Below are 544 nucleotides of genomic sequence, written 5' to 3'. Positions count from 1 at the left end.
ACAATACGATCCAAGATTGCATCTGCCAGGGTTTCCTCCCCAATCTTTTCATGCCAGCCTCTCGGATCAAATTGAGAACAGAAGATAGTTGATCCGTTTCTATGCCTTGCCTCAATGATTTCTAATAAATCGCGTGCTTCATTTCCTTTTAACGGGGTTAATAGCCACTCATCTAAAATTAAGAGATTGACTTTTTTGTATTGTTTTATCACTTTGCGGAATATACCCTCGCCCCTGGCCACTGCCAATTCATCAAGAAGATCAGGCAATCGAACATACTTCACCTTATAAAACTGGCGGCAGGCAGCTATGCCAAATGCACAAGCAAGGTATGTCTTTCCATTCCCCGACGCACCTTTTAAAATGATGTTATGATATTCTTCAATGTAATTGCCGTGAGCCAGCCGCAATATTTGAGATTTATCCAGCTTTCTGTCTGGATGATATTCAATATCCTCAATGGAAGCCTGATTATTACTTAATTGTGCGCTTTTAATAAGACGTTCCAGTTTATTGTTTTGCCGGCGTGACCACTCCGTGTCCA

Annotated in this window: 1 protein-coding gene; it reads right to left on the bottom strand. The window is 41.4% G+C overall.

Annotation, left to right across the window (positions count from 1 at the left end; genetic code table 11):
- Positions 1 to 544: ATP-binding protein (locus ACFSCZ_RS14525; RefSeq protein WP_380774814.1), on the bottom strand; the 544-nt coding region annotated here is incomplete at both ends.

The organism is Siminovitchia sediminis (genome assembly GCF_042680885.1).
Taxonomy (GTDB): domain Bacteria; phylum Bacillota; class Bacilli; order Bacillales; family Bacillaceae_C; genus Siminovitchia; species Siminovitchia sediminis.
Note: the sequence above shows the minus strand (reverse complement) of the source record. Positions and strands in the feature narration are given on the sequence as shown.